The organism is Foliimonas ilicis, assembly GCF_039939195.1.
Lineage (GTDB): Bacteria > Pseudomonadota > Alphaproteobacteria > Rhizobiales > Rhizobiaceae > Foliimonas > Foliimonas ilicis.
This window is the reverse complement of sequence record NZ_JBDUUH010000006.1, coordinates 12,334-30,802: the sequence shown is the minus strand read 5'-3', so window position 1 is coordinate 30,802 and position 18,469 is coordinate 12,334. Positions and strand designations below refer to the sequence as shown.

19 protein-coding genes are annotated in these 18,469 nt (G+C 56.0%); 10 read left to right on the top strand and 9 right to left on the bottom strand.

The features are described from left to right. The gene (traC, locus tag ABFT80_RS14195; RefSeq protein WP_347972590.1) at window positions 1–297 is read right to left on the bottom strand and encodes a conjugal transfer protein TraC; all 297 of its coding nucleotides are present in this window, start codon (window positions 295–297) and stop codon (window positions 1–3) included. Between the two features lie 252 nt (window positions 298–549). Here traC and traA point away from each other — a divergent pair, with 252 nt between their 5' ends. The 3 genes from traA to ABFT80_RS14180 are packed head-to-tail and all read left to right on the top strand — an operon-like array spanning window position 550 to window position 5,571. Then, complete coding sequence (traA, locus tag ABFT80_RS14190; RefSeq protein WP_347972589.1) at window positions 550–3,858, top strand: Ti-type conjugative transfer relaxase TraA; 3,309 nt, start codon at window positions 550–552, stop codon at window positions 3,856–3,858. Further along, a complete protein-coding gene (gene traF / locus ABFT80_RS14185) occupies window positions 3,855–4,421 on the top strand; it encodes a conjugative transfer signal peptidase TraF (RefSeq protein ID WP_347972588.1) in 567 nt (188 codons plus the stop codon). The genes traA and traF overlap by 4 nt, the downstream gene beginning before the upstream one ends. Beyond that, window positions 4,411–5,571: a conjugal transfer protein TraB gene (locus tag ABFT80_RS14180; protein ID WP_347972587.1), complete on the top strand. Its 1,161-nt coding sequence runs from the start codon at window positions 4,411–4,413 to the stop codon at window positions 5,569–5,571. Before traF ends, ABFT80_RS14180 begins: the two co-directional genes overlap by 11 nt. A 91-nt stretch (window positions 5,572–5,662) precedes the next feature. Here ABFT80_RS14180 and ABFT80_RS14175 read toward each other — a convergent pair whose 3' ends face one another. Together ABFT80_RS14175 and ABFT80_RS14170 are read right to left on the bottom strand one after the other, a co-directional pair. Continuing rightward, on the bottom strand, window positions 5,663–6,037 hold the full coding sequence (locus ABFT80_RS14175) for a helix-turn-helix domain-containing protein (protein WP_347972871.1): 375 nt from the start codon (window positions 6,035–6,037) through the stop codon (window positions 5,663–5,665). Between the two features lie 151 nt (window positions 6,038–6,188). Next, window positions 6,189–6,626, bottom strand: coding sequence for a contact-dependent growth inhibition system immunity protein (locus ABFT80_RS14170; RefSeq protein WP_347972586.1), 438 nt, complete (start codon window positions 6,624–6,626; stop codon window positions 6,189–6,191). A 632-nt stretch (window positions 6,627–7,258) separates the two neighbouring features. Here ABFT80_RS14170 and ABFT80_RS14165 point away from each other — a divergent pair. The 6 genes from ABFT80_RS14165 to ABFT80_RS14140 all read left to right on the top strand — a co-directional run bounded on the left by ABFT80_RS14165 (window position 7,259) and on the right by ABFT80_RS14140 (window position 11,853). Further along, entirely contained in the window at window positions 7,259–7,768 is a 510-nt protein-coding gene (locus ABFT80_RS14165) for a hypothetical protein (RefSeq protein ID WP_347972585.1), read from the top strand. A gap of 75 nt (window positions 7,769–7,843) precedes the next feature. Continuing rightward, entirely contained in the window at window positions 7,844–8,719 is an 876-nt protein-coding gene (ehuB, locus tag ABFT80_RS14160) for an ectoine/hydroxyectoine ABC transporter substrate-binding protein EhuB (protein WP_347972584.1), read from the top strand. After that, the gene (locus ABFT80_RS14155) at window positions 8,716–9,375 is read left to right on the top strand and encodes an amino acid ABC transporter permease (protein WP_347972583.1); all 660 of its coding nucleotides are present in this window, start codon (window positions 8,716–8,718) and stop codon (window positions 9,373–9,375) included. Before ehuB ends, ABFT80_RS14155 begins: the two co-directional genes overlap by 4 nt. After that, a complete protein-coding gene (locus tag ABFT80_RS14150; RefSeq protein WP_347972582.1) occupies window positions 9,365–10,024 on the top strand; it encodes an amino acid ABC transporter permease in 660 nt (219 codons plus the stop codon). The genes ABFT80_RS14155 and ABFT80_RS14150 overlap by 11 nt, the downstream gene beginning before the upstream one ends. A gap of 35 nt (window positions 10,025–10,059) precedes the next feature. Continuing rightward, window positions 10,060–10,809: an amino acid ABC transporter ATP-binding protein gene (locus ABFT80_RS14145; RefSeq protein WP_347972581.1), complete on the top strand. Its 750-nt coding sequence runs from the start codon at window positions 10,060–10,062 to the stop codon at window positions 10,807–10,809. A 12-nt stretch (window positions 10,810–10,821) separates the two neighbouring features. Then, the gene (locus ABFT80_RS14140) at window positions 10,822–11,853 is read left to right on the top strand and encodes a succinylglutamate desuccinylase/aspartoacylase family protein (protein WP_347972580.1); all 1,032 of its coding nucleotides are present in this window, start codon (window positions 10,822–10,824) and stop codon (window positions 11,851–11,853) included. 69 nt (window positions 11,854–11,922) lie between these two features. Here the strand turns inward: ABFT80_RS14140 and ABFT80_RS14135 are convergent, their stop codons facing one another. The 4 genes from ABFT80_RS14135 to ABFT80_RS14120 all read right to left on the bottom strand — a co-directional run bounded on the left by ABFT80_RS14135 (window position 11,923) and on the right by ABFT80_RS14120 (window position 14,392). Continuing rightward, window positions 11,923–12,408 carry a GNAT family N-acetyltransferase gene (locus ABFT80_RS14135; RefSeq protein WP_347972579.1) on the bottom strand — a complete coding sequence of 162 codons (486 nt, stop codon included), beginning with the start codon at window positions 12,406–12,408 and terminating at the stop codon, window positions 11,923–11,925. A 103-nt stretch (window positions 12,409–12,511) separates the two neighbouring features. Next, on the bottom strand, window positions 12,512–13,117 hold the full coding sequence (locus ABFT80_RS14130; protein WP_347972578.1) for an acyl-homoserine-lactone synthase: 606 nt from the start codon (window positions 13,115–13,117) through the stop codon (window positions 12,512–12,514). Between the two features lie 68 nt (window positions 13,118–13,185). Further along, the gene (locus tag ABFT80_RS14125) at window positions 13,186–13,914 is read right to left on the bottom strand and encodes a helix-turn-helix transcriptional regulator (protein WP_347972577.1); all 729 of its coding nucleotides are present in this window, start codon (window positions 13,912–13,914) and stop codon (window positions 13,186–13,188) included. Between the two features lie 223 nt (window positions 13,915–14,137). After that, complete coding sequence (locus tag ABFT80_RS14120) at window positions 14,138–14,392, bottom strand: helix-turn-helix domain-containing protein (RefSeq protein WP_347972576.1); 255 nt, start codon at window positions 14,390–14,392, stop codon at window positions 14,138–14,140. 237 nt (window positions 14,393–14,629) lie between these two features. Between ABFT80_RS14120 and ABFT80_RS14115 the strand changes: the two genes are divergently transcribed. Beyond that, window positions 14,630–15,901, top strand: coding sequence for a threonine synthase (locus ABFT80_RS14115; RefSeq protein WP_347972575.1), 1,272 nt, complete (start codon window positions 14,630–14,632; stop codon window positions 15,899–15,901). Here ABFT80_RS14115 and ABFT80_RS14110 read toward each other — a convergent pair. Beyond that, window positions 15,898–16,956: a PLP-dependent cysteine synthase family protein gene (locus ABFT80_RS14110; protein ID WP_347972574.1), complete on the bottom strand. Its 1,059-nt coding sequence runs from the start codon at window positions 16,954–16,956 to the stop codon at window positions 15,898–15,900. The two genes, ABFT80_RS14115 and ABFT80_RS14110, sit on opposite strands and share 4 nt — an antisense overlap. Beyond that, the gene (locus ABFT80_RS14105; protein ID WP_347972573.1) at window positions 16,946–17,902 is read right to left on the bottom strand and encodes a GHMP family kinase ATP-binding protein; all 957 of its coding nucleotides are present in this window, start codon (window positions 17,900–17,902) and stop codon (window positions 16,946–16,948) included. The genes ABFT80_RS14110 and ABFT80_RS14105 overlap by 11 nt, the downstream gene beginning before the upstream one ends. Between the last annotated feature and the right edge of the window lie 567 nt (window positions 17,903–18,469).

The window sequence follows — 18,469 nt, the reverse complement described above, 5'->3', positions numbered from 1 at the left end:
TCAAGCCTCGCCAGCGCTGCCTTGAACCGCGCCAGACGCGAGCGTCTTGGGATGCCCTTCGCCAGAGCCGTCCTCCCCTGCTCCCTTCTTTCCGGTCGGGCCGGGGTTGGCTCCGCAAAAGCGTTTTGCCAGTTCCTCGAATGCTACCAGGAGATCTGCTTCCTCGATCTCGATATTGCCAAGGCCGGCTCGCAAGGCGACGCGTCCAATGCGCTCGGCTTCTCTCGTTTCCGCCTGTTTGAGCTGTTCTTGGAGTTTGGCGATCTCTTTGCGGATCTTGGAGGCTGGCTTCTTCATCTGTGGTTGTCCTCAATTGCTACTGCGGGTCGTTCACAGCATCAGACTTCTTCAGATCGGCGTGCCGATCCACTAGCAGAAATGCGAGTAGGCGCAGCCTAGGCTTTTGGGAATGATCCCGACCGTTCCGAAGGAGCGGATCCAAAGGGCGCAATTATACGTCGCGGCTGCGACGTCTTGTTTTCGAGCTCTGAGCGCTTCCGCGCCCGACGAACACATCAAACTTGTCGTTCGGAAGAAGTGTCGCTACCCATGGCTGTCCCGCATTTCTCAGTCAGCATCGTCGCTCGCGGCTCCGGCCGTAGCGCCGTACTGTCGGCAGCCTACCGGCATTGCGCCAAGATGGATTACGATCGCGAGGCGCGCACGATCGATTATCGCGCCAAGCAAGGCTTACTCCATGAGGAGTTTGTTATTCCTGCCGATGCACCGGAATGGCTGCGTCAGATGATTGCTGACCGCACGGTATCCGGTGCCTCTGAAATTTTCTGGAACAAGGTCGAGGGTTTTGAGAAACGCTCGGATGCGCAGCTTGCAAAGGACGTTACGATCGCGCTGCCCATCGAGCTCTCCGCGGCACAAAACGTCGAGCTCGTTCGGGATTTTGTTGCCAAGCACATCACGGCCAATGGTATGGTCGCGGACTGGGTCTTTCATGATGTGCCCGGCAATCCACACATTCATCTCATGACCACTTTGCGGCCGCTGGCGGATGACGGGTTCGGCGCGAAGAAGGTTGCGGTGACAGGGGCGGACGGCAACCCACTCCGCAACCACGCCGGCAAGATTGTCTACGAGCTTTGGGCAGGTGGGCTCCACGACTTCAACAGTTTTCGAGACGGCTGGTTCGCCTGCCAGAACCGCCATCTGGCATTGGCCGGGCTCGACATTCATGTTGATGGCCGTTCGTTTGAAAAGCAGGGTATCGACCTCACCCCGACTATCCACCTCGGTGTCAGCACGAAAGCAATTGACCGCAAGGCGGAGGCAGTTGAGGAGAAAGCCGCCCTCGAGCGGGTGGAGCTGCAGGAGGAGCGCCGCGCCGAAAATGCGAGGCGAATTCAGCGCAATCCTGACATCGTGCTGGATCTGATCATCCGAGAAAAGAGCGTCTTCGACGAGCGTGACATAGCCAAGATCCTCCATCGCTATATCGACGATGCGGACCTGTTTCAGAGGCTGATAGTGCGCATCCTGCAAAGCCCTGAGACATTGCGGCTCGATGGGGAGAGAATCGACTTTGCCTCAGGTCTGCGTTCACCTGCAAAGTACACGACGCGGGAGCTGCTCCGGCTGGAAGCAGAGATGGCAAATCGTTCGATTTGGCTTTCGCAACGGTTCGCGTTCGGCATTCGCCATTCGGTGCTCGCAACAACGTTCTCGCGGCATGATCGTCTGTCACACGAGCAGAAGATGGCGATCGAGCATGTTGCGGGGGAGGCGCGCATCGCTGCCGTAGTCGGTCGCGCCGGCGCCGGAAAGACCACGATGATGAAGGCCGCCCGCGAGGCTTGGGAAAGAGCGGGTTATCGCGTCGTCGGCGGCGCGCTTGCAGGTAAAGCAGCAGAAGGCCTTGAGAAGGAAGCCGGTATTGCGTCGAGCACGCTTTCTTCCTGGGAGCTTCGCTGGAACAAGGGGCGAGAACTGCTGGACAGCAAGACCGTCTTCGTTCTCGACGAGGCCGGCATGGTGTCGTCGCGGCAGATGGCGCTGTTCGTCGAAACGGTGACCAAAGCCGGCGCCAAGCTCGTTCTTGTCGGCGATCCCGAGCAGTTGCAGCCAATTGAAGCAGGTGCGGCCTTCCGTGCAATCGCAGATCGAATTGGCTATGCCGAGCTGGAAACCATCTATCGTCAGCGCGAGCAATGGATGCGGGATGCATCTCTTGATCTCGCCCGCGGTAATGTCGGCAAGGCAATCGAAGCTTATCGCGCCAATGGCAAGGTGATCGGCGCTGAACTGAAGGCCGAAGCGGTCTCGAACCTCATTGCTGACTGGAGCCGCGAGCACGATCCGGCAAAGTCGTCCCTGATTCTTGCGCACCTTCGCCGCGACGTCCGGATGCTAAACGAGCTCGCGCGAGCCAACCTCATGAAGCGCGGGATCATCAAAACCGGTTCGAATTTCAAGACAGCAGATGGAAACCGCAACTTCGCCGCCGGGGACCAGATAGTCTTTCTGAAGAACGAGGGTTCGCTCGGCGTCAAGAATGGCATGCTGGCTAAGGTCGTCCAAGCAGCCCCCGGCCGAATCGTCGCTGAGATCGGCGATGGCGAGCGTCGCCGCCACGTTTCGGTCGAGCAGCGCTTTTACAACAACGTAGATCACGGTTATGCAACCACAGTGCATAAGAGCCAGGGTGCCACCGTCGACCAGGTCAAGGTGCTCGCATCGCTCTCGCTTGATCGTCACCTCACCTATGTCGCGATGACGCGCCACCGCGAGGACCTTGGCGTTTATTATGGGCGCAGATCCTTCGACAAGGCGGGTGGCTTGGTGTCGATTTTGTCCCGCAAAAATACCAAGCAAACTACCCTCGACTATGCTGGGGGCAGTTTCTACGGACAGGCACTGCGCTTTGCCGAGGCGCGCGGACTGCACATCGTAAATGTGGCGAGAACCATCGCACGAGACCGTCTCGAATGGACGGTGCGGCAGAAGAACAAAATTAGCGACTTCGCCCGACGGCTCGCAGCCATCGGTGCCAGGATTGCCCTCGCAACGAGCAAGGCGAAAGCGATTGCCGATAGCGCAAATGGGGCCAAGCCCATGGTCGCAGGCATTACCACGTATTCCAAATCAATCGACCAGGCAGTTGAGAATAAGCTCGCGCTCAATCCGGCGTTGAAGAGGCAATGGGAAGAGGTGTCGATCCGCTTTCATCACGTCTACGCACGGCCGGAAGCAGCCTTCAGAAAGTTAGACTTCGACGCGATGCTGCGTGATCAGGTGACCGCCACGAAGACGATCGCGAAGATCACCGCACAGCCGGAAGCGTTTGGCGCTCTCAAAGGCAAGACGGGTGTTTTTGCTGGCAGCACGAGCAAGTCTGACCGCGAGCGCGCGCTCAAGAATGTCACGCCACTCGCCGATAGTATCAGCGATTATTTCCGCGAGCGGCGCAAGGCAGAACGGTATAGCCACTCCGAGGAACGCGCCTGCCGCAGAAAGGCTGCTCTGGAGATTCCTGCCCTGTCAGCCAATGCGATGAGCGTGCTCAAACGGGTGCGTGATGCGATCGATCGTAACGATCTGCAGTCGGCTCTTGAATACTCGCTTGCGGACAAAGTGGTGAAGGCGGAGCTCGAAGGTTTTACCAAGGCGGTTTCAGAGCGGTTTGGAGAACGCACCTTCCTGCCGCTTGCAGCCAATGACACGACCGGTCAGGTGTTCAGCCAAATCACCGCCGGTATGAACGCCACGCAGAAAAGCGAAATGCAGCAAGCCTGGAATACGATGCGGACGGTGCAGCAGCTGTCGGCCCATGAGCGCACCGTGACGGCACTGAAAGCATCCGAGGCAATGCGTCAGACCAAAACGCAAGGAATCACCCCCAAATGACGGTTTCATTTCGAAAGCCACTGTCGTCTTCGGCCAAAAGGAAAATCCTGGCGATCTGGTTAATCGGCGGGATTTTGGCCACCATGGTGACGATCGTAAGCTTCGGGATCGCTGGCTTCAGGGTCAACTTGACGCCGAGCGAACCTATTGGCCTGTGGCGGATTATCTCGCTGGACCGCGCTGTGCGTAACGGTGATCTGATTTTCGCTTGCCCTCCAGACACAGACGTCATGCGCGAGGCGCACGCACGCGGCTATCTTCGCCATGGGCTTTGCGCTGGCGGTCTTGCCCCGCTCATCAAAACGGTTGCAGCGATGCCCGGTCAGGTCGTCGCGATCGGCGACGAAGTTCACATTGATGGACGGCCGCTACCTAACTCCCAGCTAGCGCTTAAGGACGCCCACGGTCGGCCCATTGTGCCGCATCGTGGCGGCATCGTTGCGCCAAGCGACGTCTATCTGCATTCCAATTTTCCGGGTTCTTTTGACTCGCGCTACTTCGGTCCGCTCCCGATCGAAAACGTCCTCGGTCTTGCTGAGGAGGTATGGACCTTTGCGCCGTGATCATCTTCGCTTCATGTGGCTCATCGCGATCTCGGCGGGAATCGGCTGGGCTGGTTGGAGCGGAAGCGTCCTCCTGCTTCCATTGGCTGTAGCGTTCCCCGCGGTCTGGTCCCTCGCGAGATCGCGGTTGCAGGCGGCCAGTGTATCAGCAGCCTACTTCCTTGCAGCCTCGCGTGGATTACCGCAGGGTGTGGTGAACTTCTATTCGTCCGATATCTGGCCCGGTCTGCTGCTTTGGCTGATCGCCTCGGCCGCGTTCGTGATCGTGCATGCGGCACTTTGGACGAGCAGCAACGGATGGCGACGAGTGGCCCGCTACCTGTCCGCATCTATCGCCATGGCAATCCCGCCCTTCGGGATTTTGGGATGGGCTCATCCGGTTACTGCGGCCGGCGTTGTGTTTCCGGCCTGGGGGTGGTGGGGCCTGATTGCGATGACAGCCGGCCTGGCGTTCATGACGACACGCCATTGGCCGGCTGCAGCCCTCGCCATAACTGGCTTTTGGCTTTGGTCCGCTGCTGAATGGACAACACCGACACTACCAGCGTCGTGGCAAGGCGTCGATCTGGAATTGGGCGCGTCATTGGGGCGTAATACCAGCCTTGTGTGGCAAGAAGCGCTTATTGAGTTCGTCCGCAGTCATCCGCCTGGATCGACGGTCGTTCTTCCTGAAAGCGCCCTTGGATTCTGGACTCCGACCATCAGCCGTCTTTGGCAGACGAGGCTTGCGAAAACGGGGATTACCGTCATCGCCGGAGCTGCGGTCGTCGACGACGGCGGGTATGACAATGTGCTTGTGACGATATCGTCTGATAGCAGTCACGTTCTCTACCGCGAGCGCATGCCTGTTCCCGGATCCATGTGGCAGCCATGGAGGAGCTTGATTGGAGGAAGCGCTGGCGTCCGAGCACATTTTTTCGCAAACCCAGTTGTCAGCGTCGGCAGGGTGAAAGCTGCGCCATTGATCTGCTACGAGCAACTTCTCGTCTGGCCGATCCTGCAATCCGTTTTCCATCGTCCCGACGTCATCGTCGCGGTTGGGAACGGATGGTGGGCCGCAGGGACCTCGATCATCGCAATCCAGCGGGCAAGCAGTTCGGCATGGGCACGGCTGTTCGATCTGCCACTCGTTGTTTCGTTCAATATCTGATCTATGAAGTTCGCATGTTGAATGCAGCGTTTATCAGATCACCAACCGGTGTCACGCTCTCGCCGAGAACGATGGGCATTGAAGTCCGTCATCAGAATGCCGCTCCGTCCAGATCGACGGCATCTGGATCCTGAGCCGTTTTACCCTTCGCCTTCTGCCTGCGCAGTGTGGTCGCGAAAGACCGTCCGCGCCGCGGCTGGCGTTCGACAATCAACGCTAAGCCTAGATCGTCTTTGCGTATGTCAATCAGGTCGGCCAGTCGGTCCACGAGACCAAGCACAATCAGTATATCGGCGAGCGTGCCGATTCCGACACCGGGGTCTCCCTTTTCCAAGCGCGAGACGGTGCTCGGTGATGTGCCCGCTCGCACCGCCAGATCACTCACGGCGATTCCGCGCCGCAGACGAGCGCCACGGACGTCTTGCCCAAGCCTTTCTAAGGCGGATTTTGATTTTGGCGATCCCATAGGAACTGTCCAGATACGACAGATAAAAACAGTTATCATGTCATATATGACTAGTTGATGGATCCGACAAGGGGCGTCGGGTGACGGAAATGACGACTACCGCTCGTCGTGAAGTCATAATGTGGAATGACCGAGATTGGTGGGTATGCGGTCAACCTGATACCGCGCGAAGATCGGCAACAGCCTGTTGCGTTTCCTTAGGCATGTCAGGCAGTCTTCCATCTGCAATAGCTGCGGTCATAATCTTGGTGGCAAGAGCCGTTTTCTCTGCTGGATGCTCCAACCAGTAGCTGGCAGGAACGTGCGCAAGGCTCGCCAACAGATCACCCTCGAAAAAGTCGCCGGGGCGAAATGGGTCTTCAGCCAAGCGTTGCAGCATGCGTGGAACCAGCCATTCCAAACCTATTCCTTGTCCGACAGCCAGCCGTAGCTCCTCGTCGGTCAACGTGTTCAGGGGCTTTCGACGGAGGGCATGACAGGCGCGAACGACATAGGAATCGAGCGTCGGTTCGCTCCACCTCTCTCCGTCGATTTCCTCCAGCGTGTGCTCACCCGTGGTTTTGGATCGACGCTTGGCGGATCGACCCATCCGAGCTCTCCATTATTATTGCCGTTGGAGAACCTACTTTGCGTGATAGCACAGTGTCGAGGGTCCCCAAAACGTCGCTTCTCAACTAATTGAAAATGCCCCCGTGACAGGCCTCGCCCCTCAATTTCGAAATGCAGACGCTACACGTCGATATGAACAATCTTTCCCGTCGCTATCCAGGAAAGATCATAACGTGGAACGGCGAGTAAGCCGGACCCCTGCCCCACCGCCGTTTTCCGGTATGAATTCTACACCACCAGCCTCCAAGGCACGCCGTAGCGCGTCAATCGTCACCTTGTTGGCTCGAATTGCACCGGATATCGGCTCCAATCGCTTGATAGTAGCGATTGAAACTTTCGACCGATCAGAAAGTGTCTTTTGATCCCACTGCAGCAATGCACGGGCAGCGCGGACCTGATCGCTCGTTAAATCAATCATACCAGAAGTATCATTTGATGCCATAGGGCTTGAAAGTTTACCTAATCTAGTTTAAACCTCGGATGTTCACTCCAATATTGGCATCCGGGCGGAGCTATGCGCGCCCGAGGTCTTTATTGGCGTGAGTGGCCGAACAGGGTGCGCGAACACCCCGCTCGACCTAACCAGACCTAAGCTATCATGGAGCTCGGATCATGGCTGATTCCGACAATACCATGACTTTGCCCTCCGTCACCTACCGGTTGCGCAGGAAGCGAAGTCCTGTGGACAAAAGGCAAGCGGGCGCTTCTGATCGGAATGAGCGCTCGGCTGCCGATCCGGTGGTGGCGCTGCTGCATGAGTGGCGAGAGGCACATCACGCTGCACTTCTTCTTTGCCGTCTTCAGCAGCGTTGCGAAACGCGCCTGCTGAAAGCGAACGCGGACCCAACACAGAACCGGATCGGCTATTCCACGGCCCGCTCGTTGGAAATTGACGCCGTGGACGCGGAACAGCGCCTGCTCGATGCAGTTGCGACGACGCCCGCGCACAGCCTGACAGGTGTGATGGCGAAGTTAGAGATCATTTCTGGCGGCGGTGGTGGCGAAAATAGCGAAGTCCCGGACGCTTTTCCTTGGCCACAGCTGCGTTCGGCGCTTGCCGATTTGCGGGATATCGCTGCACGCGAGGGGGATCATTCTGCCTCCGAAAAGAAAAACAAATAGCCATCAAACGGATGTCCGGTCGCGCCGAAAAGAGGCCGCGCCCGCGCCAATAGTTCACGACAGAGGGAGAAGAGAATGAACAGTCGATTTCGCAAGCTGGGAGGAGCCCTGTGGATAGCTTTCGCATCCTTTATTCTGGTCGCTGGTAGCAGCACCGCTAATGCCGAGACGACCAAAGAGCGCATCTTGCGGGAAGGCAAGATCGTCATCGGGATTCACAATCGCTCGCCTTGGGGGTTTCGCGATGAAAAAACTGGCGAAGCGACAGGCTGGCACCCGGATTTGCTGAAAGCCGCTTTCTCCAAACTCGGTGTCGATGAGCTCGACATCCGCGTTACCGAATTCGGAGCTTTGGTTCCCGGTCTGCTTGCCGGCCGTTTCGACGCCGTTGCTTCGGGGCTGGCAATCACTCCTGAACGCTGCCAGCAGGTTCTGTTTGGAATGCCCGATCTCAAGGTTCCGGATGCCGCGGTCGTTGCCGCCGGAAATCCGAAAGAAATTCACGGCTACGCGGATATTGCAGCACAGGCAGAGATCATCATGGGTGCCGGACGCGGAAGCGTGGTTGCCAGAAACGCCATCGAGGCGGGTGTCCCGAAAGATCGTATGCTGCTCTTTCCCGATATCGAATCGAACGTTTCTGCACTCCGCGCCGGACGTATCGATGTTGCGGTGCTTTCTTCGCCGACGGTGATCGGTTTGCTTTCCGGGCGCACAACTGACGGCATAGAACGCGCCCTTCCCTTCGATGTCGCGGACGAGCAAGCCAACTTTGCAGCTATCGCATTCCGCAACGACGATGGCGATTTGCGCGCCCTGTATGACGAGCAACTGGCTGGGCTGAAGGCGGACGGGACTCTAGCGAAGATCATGGACAAGTACGGCTTTGGCGGGCCCGAGTCCGTCCCCGACACGGCAACCGCCGAGTCACTGTGCGGGGCGCGTAAATGAGCCTTCTCGATATATGGGTCGGTATCCTGCATGGGCTCGACGTCACGGCAAAGGTGACGGGATATGGTCTGCTTTTCGCAGTTCCCTTCGCACTTGTTTTTGGCGTCGCCCAATACCTGACCACCGGCATTACACGGTTCATCGTTACCTGCGTCATTGAGTTCTGGCGCAGTTCGGCGGTCATCATCCTGCTGTTCGTCTTCTACTACGCGCTACCCATCGCCGGCATCATGCTGTCTGCTGTGACTGTCAGCGCGATGGTGCTGGGGCTAAATATTGGCGGCTATGCCAGCCAGGCGGTTCGCGCCGGCTTGCAGTCCCTGGATCGCGGCCAAAAGGAAGCGGGACATGCACTTGGCCTTTCGCGATCGATGATCCTACTTCTGATTGAACTCCCACAGGCTCTAGTGACGATGAGTCCGACGTTCATCAATCACTTCATCCAGCTCGTGAAGGCAACGGCCCTCGTTTCACTGGTGACGCTTACAGACATGACGTTTCGGGCCAAGGAGCTCGCGCAGATGGAATACAACCCGGTCGGTATCTACACCTCCCTGCTGCTTGCCTACTTCGTTGTCTGCTACCCAATCGCAATCCTGGGGAGATGGCTTGAAACGCGAATCAGTTCAGGAAGGGAGCTTGGTCGTGGGCTTTGATTTCACATTCGCGCTTTCGACCGTGCCGACGATCATTGGTGCTATCGGTACGACATTGCTGGTTGCTCTGGTCAGTTGTTTTGGTGCGGCAGGCCTGGGTTTCGGGTTCGAGATGCTGCGACGCTCGGGAGGGCCAGCCGGATTTGCCGTTCGCTTCCTGATTGACTTTATCAGGGCGACACCGATCCTGGCGTGGCTGTATTTCCTGTATTTTGTGCTGCCTTTCTACGGCATCCGGCTTGGTGCGCTCACTGTCGGTATCCTCGGCTTGAGTGTTTATTTCAGTGGATATCTGGCTGAGGTTTTCAAGGCAGGGATCGATGCCATTCCGAAGGGGCAGAGAGAGGCGTCGAGAGCGGTTGGGCTCAGCCTCATAGACACGATCTTCTTCGTCATCGCCCCGCAGATGCTGCGCAACATTGCAGCGCCGTTGGGCAACTATTTCGTGTCGATCCTCAAGGCGACGCCCTATCTGGCCGTCCTTGCCGTCCCGGAAATGCTGGGCCAAGCCTTCGACATCGCGTCCGACACTTATCGGTATGCCGAGCCATTGGCTGTTGCTGGCCTTCTGTTCCTCGCTCTCGCGCTGGCAATCTCACTTGCCGTAAAACGCCTCGAAATGCGGCTTCTCGGGGCTACACGACGCTGAACTGACTTTCACATCAATCTAATCAAGGAGTTTCGATGCAAGAACAGTCTTCGAACATGGCTGCAAAAATTCATGCCCTCAACAAATGGTACGGCAACTTCCACGTGCTCAAAGACATCAACCTCGCGGTTGAGTCAGGCGCGCGTATAGTCATTTGCGGGCCGTCGGGGTCAGGGAAATCCACGCTGATCCGATGCGTAAACGGGCTTGAGACTTATCAGGACGGATCGATCGAACTTGGTGGCGTGACACTTGGCGAAAACGCCAAAAAGTCGGCCCTTGCTCGTCGCGGCACTGGAATGGTGTTCCAGAATTTCAATCTTTTCCCACACCTGACAGTGCTATCCAATTGTACGCTCGCCTTACGCCGCGTCCTTGGAAAGTCGCGTGAGGAAGCAGAAGAGATCGCATTTTTCTACCTCGAGAAAGTGCGCATTCCAGAGCAGGCCGAAAAGCACCCAGCGCAATTGTCAGGCGGTCAGCAGCAGCGCGTCGCGATCGCACGCGCGTTGTGTCTCAGCCCCCGGCTCTTGCTGTTCGATGAACCTACTTCGGCCTTGGACCCGGAAATGATTAAGGAGGTCCTCGACGTGATGGTGGATCTTGCCCGTGATGGAACGACAATGATCTGCGTAACCCATGAAATGGGATTTGCCCGTGAAGTCGCAGACCGGGTTATCTTCATGGATGAGGGTCGGATTGTGGAGAACGCGCGACCTGATGAGTTTTTCCGAAACCCAAATCATCCCCGCGCCCAACTGTTTCTCGAAAAAATACTCCACTGAGGTGATACGCGAATGAATGCTGCATCACGAATTTGGACACCGATCGATTATGATGTCGAAGGCAAGCAATGCGATTGTTTGAGATTGCCGTTCTCATCCGATCTATCTGCGTATGGCTTCCTGCCGATACCGATATCGTGCATCAAATCCGGGCCAGGACCAACGGCCCTTTTGGTGGCGGGAAGCCATGGTGACGAGTACGAGGGCCAGGTAGCTCTAAACAACCTGATCAGGGAACTGGACCCTGGCGACGTTAATGGCAGGATAATCATTCTGCCGGCGCTTAACTTTCCCGCGGTCGAAGCGGGGCGCAGGGTGTCGCCGCTGGATGATGGAAATCTCAATCGCTTGTTTCCTGGTGATCCATTGGGTTCACCGACGCAAATGATTGCGCACTATGTCAGTGAAATCCTGATTCCGTTGGCGGACGTTGTTGTAGATCTGCATGCCGGCGGTCGCTCCCTGGACTATCTGCCGAGCGCTTTGATCCGTGCTGGTCGAACTCCGGAAGAAACGAGAAGCCTCCTCGAATTGGCCAAGGTGTTCGGGGCGCCAGTAAGTTCAATAAGCGACGGCTCAGGCGGAGGCGGAGCGACAACGTTGGCAGCCACTGCGCAGCAATTAAATGTGCCAGCAATTACTGCCGAGCTTGGCGGAGGCGCGGCGTTGTCCGACAAAGGGAAAGACCTTGCCGAACAAGGTGTTCGGCGAGTGTTGAAGCGCTTCGGTATCGTCAAAGACGCTGCAACGCAACGTATGTCAGCAGTGACACGATTAATGAAGGTGCAGGGGCGCGACGCTTTTACCTACGCGCAAACCAATGGAATTTTTGAGCCTGCAGCTGGTGTTGGTGAGACTGTCATCGAAGGTCAGTTGGCAGGCAAGATACATCCCATCGGCTGGCCTATGCGGGATGTAGAAATGATCCGCTTCAAACAGTCCGGCCTGGTTGCATGTCGCCGAGTCCCTTCCCTAGCTAAGCCAGGCGATTGCCTGTTCAAAGTCATGGCCGATTTGAATGCCGACGCGGGCGTCGTGGTTTGAGGCAATGGCTTTGCCAAAGAGCAGAGCTTTCTGAGCATTTATTAACGACAACGGGCGGGAGCTTTTGCTTTATATTTCGATATCGTGTTTTAGAACATGTTCGCGGCCAACGCGTCCGTTGAGTGTTTGCCTGCAATCGCGGAATCCGCAGCGCAAGTAGAGACGGATGCTCGGATTTCCTTCGTTCACGGACAACATGAGAAGCCGGATATCGGGACGGTTTTTGATTACCCAATCACTGGCCAGCTTCAGTCCGGCCGATCCATACCCCAAACCTTGGTAGGCACGATCCACTCTGAAATTATGCAGCGTGACTGCGTTGCTGGGTGCCCAAGCCGGCAACGCTGATTTTTCTCGCAGGACAAAGAACCCAACGACTTTGTCGTCTGAGGCAATCGCAAAGGGGTGATAAGCGTCAGGATGCACACTGGCTTGCATCACTGAAAATATCTCATTCAGGCTGCCGCCGGCGTACTGTTCCTGGTCGGGCTCGAGCTCAATCGATCTGACAACATCTAGTCGCGATAACCCAAGGGATTTTAGGTCTACACCCATGACGACCGTTTTTGCCTAATATGACGTTGCTGCGCTTTGGCAGACGTTGGAACTCGGACGTCTGTCGTCAGCTCTTCAGAGAGAATCGGCGCACGCACCGCCGTTACCAAACCACCGACTCCTCGATCTGATAGGCGTCTCGTGTACTTTCGAGTGCTGTTGGCGTTATATCGATCAGCAGACCTACTATTGGGCCGTCGGCTTGCTGGAGAATTTCTCCAAGTTCAACGACATTCCATCCCAACGCCTTAAAACGTTGTGGCCAAAATGCTTCGCAAACGACGCTCAGCTGGCGAATGTTTAGCCTTAAGCACGCCTCGAGCAGGGCACAAAGTACGATCCCAGCCGCCCGCGAGCGGCTACCAGATGTGCGTAGTGATGGAGCGACAAAGAAGCGCGTCCATTCATAGACATGCTCCCCCTTTGGTGGATTGCCGCGTGCAAGCACCGGATAGACATCAGCCAACAGATGCGGCTTCGTGCTTGGTACGAGCCGGGAGCCTCCAACCACCTCTGAATTCAGATCAATGCCCAGCAGATAGATCGCATCTCGTGTGTCAAACGCATCGATCTCCATGTCGATAGGTCTGGAGATTTCGTCCCACCCACGCTCCGCGACATATATCCGGTGACGTAGTCTGAAATACTTTTCGAGGTAACTCTTGTATTTATTTCTGTTTGCCCAGTCGACAATGTGAACTCGAAACATTGGCGCGCCCTCCGAGATTGTTTTACGGCGCTGCCTTCGAAAATCAGAATACCTGAATTTAGCGATAGCTATATTTGGATCTCCTGCCGGCGGAGGGCTTCCGCTACCGCGTGCGTCACATTGAGAACATCGAGCTTTTCGCGGATGTTGCGTATGTGTGTTTCTACCGTGTGCCTCGAAATTCCAAGAATACAGGCGATATCCTCCGTGCCCTTCCCCTCCGAGCTCCACTGAAGAATCTCTCGCTCTCGCGAGGTAAGCGAGGGGCGATGTTGACGAGGCGAGTTGTAATCCAAATCGCACACTTTTCTGTAGGCCTGGACACAAGCGACTTCGACCATGGGCAGTGCGGATGGCGACAAATCAATGTTGTCACCTGCCGCTGTGACGACCGCCGGTCCACAAAGTGGTGTGTGAATTGGTACGCAAGCACCATCCAGCATGCCAAATTCGCGCGCTTCGTCCATCACGAGTCGGCCGCGCGGATCCATATCGCCACGCTCTAGTTCACTCCAGAAGAACGCTCTCCCAGTACGCCTGCTGGTCCCTGCACAAGGGTCATAGAAGTAGTGACCTCGCTGATTGTATCGCGCATGCCATTCCGCTGACCAACCGTTACAGAGAATTTCGCGGTGCCATTGCCGATCGTGAGCAACGGGCAATCGTGTTATGAGAATATCACGCAGACCATGCTGCATTAAAAGTGCATGCAGTCGTTCCAAGACACCTTGAGGTGACGTAGCCCGTTCAATCTGTGAGATTGTGCGGAGAACCTCTGAAATGACCGCATGATTCATAAAACTATTTCAACGCATGAGAAACCGTCGTACACTCAAGGTGAAAAGACTATCCCGTTGCTGTCGAAACGCTCAACGCTGTTTGGCGCGAATGTTCATTATAGTTTTCATATTTTTATAATTCTTCACTGCACTCGGCCAATGGCGCGGCAATATGTCAGATTAATACTCGTGTGCGTTTTCGGTCTTCAGGCTTTGTGCTGATGACGGAGTTGCAGGCGGGTTAAGAATTGTCGGTTGGTCTGTCACCTTCAGGTGACCTGTGTGCAGAATGATGGCTAATTAATTCACACGGTTCAACTTCCAACGCCTCCGCCAAAACCTCGAGCGTCTCCAGGGTGGCGTTGCGCCGACCGGCTTCGACGCCGCTCAGATATGCGCGAGAACGACCAGAGCGGAAAGAAAGCTGCTCTTGAGAGAGCTTCTTTTCCCTTCGTAGGCGCTGCACATTTAGACCCAAGAGGTCGCGAAGTTTCATGCGAGAAAGAAAGCGGCATGTTCACTTTAGTGCGACACCCTATAGTGAACATTTTGCATTGACAGTTGGTTGTCCGGCTGTTTTTAAGAGTGCAGGAAATGAACGTGTCCCAACCTTAGGAGGAGTGATGGGTCGTCGTCCTTTCGCATTAATATTGCGCAAGTTTAGCCGATATTTATATCCACCAATCTCTTGCGATACACGGCATTCAATTGTTCGCACGACTGGAGTTTGCCAATGACCGCACTCAGTAGAATTGCGGGCTTTGTTTGCATACGCTGTGGCGCGAAATACGCTGCCGATGTCCATATCGACTCCAAGGGTTGCCCGATTTGCCAAGACACCGCACCGGCGAATCTCCAACCTGTGTATCCTGGTACAGGGGCAAACCTCACTGCGTTGCAGAAGCCAACTAACGCCTCGCTGTGGCGACACGCTACATACCTGCCTTGCCGGGCGAACGACGCCGTATCGTTGGGCGAGGGGGACACCCCGCTCCTGAAAGCTGAAACAATCGGGCAGATTCTAGGTGTGCCCTATCTGTCCATAAAGGATGAGGGCCGAAACCCTACCTGGTCTCATAAGGATCGTTTTTCCACGGTCGCTGTGTCTGTCGCACGCATCCAGGGAGCTAAGGTGATAGCAACGGCCTCGTCGGGAAATGCTGGTGCGTCGCTTGCTGCTTACGCTGCGCGAGCGGGGTTAAGATGTGTCGTCGCCACCTTTGCGGGAACCGCGGGACCGATGCTTTCGCAAATTAGGCGCTACGGTGCGACGGTTTTGCCACTGGTCAACAAGATGGATAGATGGGCGCTTCTCGCGGAAGGCGCAGCCCAACTTGGATGGTTTGTTACATCTCCTTGCTATGCTCCGGTTGTGGGAAGCCATCCCGTCGGAATAGAAGGCTACAAGACAATGGCTTACGAGATCATTGAACAATCTGATGGAGAGGTTCCAGACTGGTGCGTTATGCCGGTCTGTTATGGAGATGCACTCGCCGGCCTTTGGCTTGGCTTCAAGGAGCTTTTTGAGGCAGGACACATTAGCCGGCTCCCTAGGCTGGTGGCAGCAGAAGTGCACGGTTCTCTTTCAGATGCCCTCTCGCGAGGCGTGGACCGCCTTGATGAACAGCGCATTTCGTTTGAAACGCTGGCAGTATCGATTGGGACTCCGCGCAGCACTTACCAAGCGCTAAACGCAATAAGAGAGTCGTATGGTTGCGCCGTGCCGGTCAACAACGACAGCCTTTTGGAACTGCAGAAGCTGCTCGCAAGTAGCGAAGGCGTATTTGCTGAACTCGCGTCAGTAACGCCACTTGCCGCCATCCGGGAGTTGCGAAAACAGAATGTGATCTCTGCTGAAGACCGGGTCGTTGCCATCGTCACTGCAAGTGGTCTTAAAGACCTTGACCGCTCAAACGATCCATCCAGCACATATCCAACTTTTCCAACGATTAAAGACGCGTGGCATTCACTCAAATCCGAACAAGGCAGCTTGTCCAGCATTTAAAGGGATGGAGAGCTGTGGCCGTGATCAATCTGGCGAGATGAATTCACATCCTCTAGCCGTCGCTGCGCCCACGCAAAACGTGTCCATTCCGTTTCGTCGGCTGGGGCTATGTGGCGGAGCGTGATCGGTTCAACCGGTATTTTGGATGGCCAACCACTCAAATTGGCCAGCCACATATCGTTGTAGATCGTATCCGAATGCCGATGGCCTTCATCGGGCATAATCACTGCGACGCGTGCCGAGCGCTCTTTCTTGGCTACCCATTGTGCAACAAGGGCGGCGGCTCCGCTTGTCGGGCCCATAAACAGCCCGTTTTCGCGATATAAGGCATGTGCCGATTGGTAGGCGGGATGGGCACCAACCCAGTGTATCTCGTCGATGAGTTCATGGCGAACGTTCTCAGGCAGCACACTGTTGCCCAATCCCCGCAACATCCGCTTTCCAACGGGTTGTCCAAAGAGAATGCTTCGGTGCGTATCGACTGCAAAAACCTTTAGCTCCGGAAAGATCTGTCGCAAAAACCTGCCAGTGCCACAAAGCGACCCCCCGGTCCCCACGCATCCAACCAAGCAGTCAATCTGTCCGAGCCTTCGCACCAGAAGCTCGGCAAGATTGGCGTATGCAAGCCAATTGCCATCGCTGTCGTATTGTCGTGTCCAGAAGCTTCCCGGATTTTCTGCAAGAGTTGAGGTCAAGTATGTCAGCCTTCCGGTTTGATTTCCGTCACCCAAAGGATCGGCAATTGCGGCGACGTTTGCCCCGAGGCGTTCTAGGCGAGCTTGATATTTTTGATCGATCAAGCTCGAGGCCGTCACAAGAGTAAGCGGATAGCGGCGAGCGGCCGCAAGCAACGCGACAGCCATACCGAACGTCCCTGATGTCGTCTCGACAATGTGCGTTCCAGGCGTCAATTCACCTGCCTTCTCTGCGCGATCAAGAATGTAGCGCGCGGGCATTAGCTTCATTAACGGGAAAGCGGCAGCGACGAGATTGGGCGCAAGGGTTGCCAGACGCGGTGTCTCAAGAAAGCGGAAATAGTCAGCGTCAAGGAGCATTTTCGAACGCCTCCTCGGTATTTACGGAATGGATTTCGGCGTCTTTGAAACCGCCATCGCTCATCGATTTAGCGATTTCGGAAGCTTTGGCCCGAGCATCTGTCGAAGTCGCGTCCAACAATATGCCAATCAGCGAGCCGCTGTGAGCAACCTGCACACCGCACGCTCCATGATGTCGTGCAATGTTCAAAACGGTGTCAAAGCGCGACTTCGGTAGATAGCGTTGACTGATTTGAGCGCTGACTGTCGAAGCACGGCCCAGCAGGAATGGGTCTTGGCACGCAATCGATCGTGCGACCAATCCTCGTAATGTGTGGAAGGTTTGAATTTCCTCAGCATTATATCGTGCGCGGGGCATTGCAATCGTGTCGACCGGCTTGCCATCAGATGCCTTGAACCCAACGGAAATAAGCGGTGGCAGCGGCCCGTTGAAGTGCTCGATGATGGAGCCATCGCGATGCGCGAACAAAATGGCTTGATCTTCGTAGGTTATAGCGTCACTGGCGCCCTCGGCAGCCACTGCAAGCTGGCAGATCGTGGATCGGCGCAGTTTGATGCCGTGCGCGGCGGCAACGGCCCGTATCGCCGCAACCACATCGGCGGTCGACGAGCCATACCCGTGGCCGACCGCTATCGAGCTTGTAATGGTAAGTTCACCGCCGATTTGCGAACAAGCCATATGCTTGAGCGTCAGGCGGGCTGCCTTCTTCGCCTTCGTTCTATCGGGCGGGATAACGTCAATGCGCGCGTCGGCCGAAGGTTTGAATTTTGCAAGCGACCGAATTCGATCTAGCGGAAGAGTTACGAGTCCTCGTTGCAGCCCCCCGCTGGCGTTTTCAAAAACGCCTTGCACCAGCTCCCCGTGATGAGCGGTTGCCTGACCTGTTCCTACTCTGTCCGAGTGCTGTGCCGTCACTTGGCTTGTTAGATTTTCTGAAATGACCACGTCAGTTCCGATCTCAGACTTATCTCGAGGACCGAGAGCGTGAACTTGAGGATGGGAACTGTCACTCGCTGTTTTCAGGTATTGAAGGCGTTAACTTCGAATCTCTGCCCTCATTGAACTACGTCGCATCGCCGGAAAAAACGGATTCACCAACTGATAAACTGCCTAACAACATTCAAATTTTCAGCGTTGGTAGGGAAACCACCACTTCGAGTTTTTTTGACGTCAACGGCGGACGGCGAAGATTTCGGCCGCGGTGGGGCTGAATAGTCGCGCGGCGGACTATGCGTTCACATCGTTCCTCGCAGATTCAGAAACATGAATTAAGCTGGGCGCCTAACGCAATGAAATTCGCCGCCAGAGACCCGCGGCGCAAAGCAGCGCCTTAAAAATAAAAGGGGATGGTACCCGACCCCCGACCGGGAGAGTAATGCGGGAGTAAAGATCTGATCGGGAAAGCCGCCCGGTCCAATGCCGGGCACATTTTGTAAGGGTTTTCCGCCGAAGTGTGGGTCGTGAGTATCGCGCGCGGGGGATTAAGACGCTGCGGTTTGAACGGCGATCCTT

Bases quoted from the DNA above. Each gene is read 5' to 3' on its own strand.
- traC (WP_347972590.1), bottom strand. From the start codon at position 297: ATGAAGAAGCCAGCCTCCAAGATCCGCAAAGAGATCGCCAAACTCCAA.
- traA (WP_347972589.1), top strand. From the start codon at position 550: ATGGCTGTCCCGCATTTCTCAGTCAGCATCGTCGCTCGCGGCTCCGGC.
- traF (WP_347972588.1), top strand. From the start codon at position 3,855: ATGACGGTTTCATTTCGAAAGCCACTGTCGTCTTCGGCCAAAAGGAAA.
- ABFT80_RS14175 (WP_347972871.1), bottom strand. From the start codon at position 6,037: ATGGGATCGCCAAAATCAAAATCCGCCTTAGAAAGGCTTGGGCAAGAC.
- ABFT80_RS14170 (WP_347972586.1), bottom strand. From the start codon at position 6,626: ATGGGTCGATCCGCCAAGCGTCGATCCAAAACCACGGGTGAGCACACG.
- ABFT80_RS14165 (WP_347972585.1), top strand. From the start codon at position 7,259: ATGGCTGATTCCGACAATACCATGACTTTGCCCTCCGTCACCTACCGG.
- ehuB (WP_347972584.1), top strand. From the start codon at position 7,844: ATGAACAGTCGATTTCGCAAGCTGGGAGGAGCCCTGTGGATAGCTTTC.
- ABFT80_RS14155 (WP_347972583.1), top strand. From the start codon at position 8,716: ATGAGCCTTCTCGATATATGGGTCGGTATCCTGCATGGGCTCGACGTC.
- ABFT80_RS14145 (WP_347972581.1), top strand. From the start codon at position 10,060: ATGCAAGAACAGTCTTCGAACATGGCTGCAAAAATTCATGCCCTCAAC.
- ABFT80_RS14140 (WP_347972580.1), top strand. From the start codon at position 10,822: ATGAATGCTGCATCACGAATTTGGACACCGATCGATTATGATGTCGAA.
- ABFT80_RS14135 (WP_347972579.1), bottom strand. From the start codon at position 12,408: ATGGGTGTAGACCTAAAATCCCTTGGGTTATCGCGACTAGATGTTGTC.
- ABFT80_RS14130 (WP_347972578.1), bottom strand. From the start codon at position 13,117: ATGTTTCGAGTTCACATTGTCGACTGGGCAAACAGAAATAAATACAAG.
- ABFT80_RS14125 (WP_347972577.1), bottom strand. From the start codon at position 13,914: ATGAATCATGCGGTCATTTCAGAGGTTCTCCGCACAATCTCACAGATT.
- ABFT80_RS14120 (WP_347972576.1), bottom strand. From the start codon at position 14,392: ATGAAACTTCGCGACCTCTTGGGTCTAAATGTGCAGCGCCTACGAAGG.
- ABFT80_RS14115 (WP_347972575.1), top strand. From the start codon at position 14,630: ATGACCGCACTCAGTAGAATTGCGGGCTTTGTTTGCATACGCTGTGGC.
- ABFT80_RS14110 (WP_347972574.1), bottom strand. From the start codon at position 16,956: ATGCTCCTTGACGCTGACTATTTCCGCTTTCTTGAGACACCGCGTCTG.